The organism is Polaromonas sp. P1_G2, assembly GCF_056405515.1.
Window position 1 is genome coordinate 1 of sequence record NZ_JBFUBY010001311.1, and the last position, 425, is coordinate 425.

At 64.0% G+C, this 425-nt stretch carries 1 protein-coding gene; it reads right to left on the bottom strand.

Features of this window, described 5'->3' with window-relative positions; all coding sequences use genetic code 11:
- Nucleotides 1-425: ATP-binding cassette domain-containing protein (locus tag AC1D0P_RS30300; protein WP_477680116.1), on the bottom strand; the 425-nt coding region annotated here is incomplete at both ends.

Genomic DNA, 425 nt, shown 5'->3' on the forward strand with positions numbered 1-425 from the left:
TGCAGAAATTGGCGATCTCGGAATCCGAAAGGCCCTGCGTCGGCTCGTCGAGAATGAGCAGTGTCGGCGACAGCGCCAGGCCCATTGCCACTTCGACAAGCCGCTGGTGGCCATAGGCGAGTTCGCCAACGCGGATATCGGCACGGTGGGCCAGTTCCACGGCATCGAGCGCTGCCAAAGTCTCGCGTTCGAAATTGACCTTGTCACCTCGCTGGGTACGGCCGAGCGTGGCCATGCGGATATTCTCGGCGACGGTGAGTTTTGGATAGATGTTGGTGATCTGGAATGTGTAGGCGATGCCGCGCCGCACGCGCCGAAAAGCCGGCAGGCGGGTGATGTCCTCGCCGCGGAAGGTGATGCGGCCGTCGGTCACCGGCGTCCGGCCGGCGAGCAGGCTGACGAAGGTCGTCTTGCCGGCGCCGTTC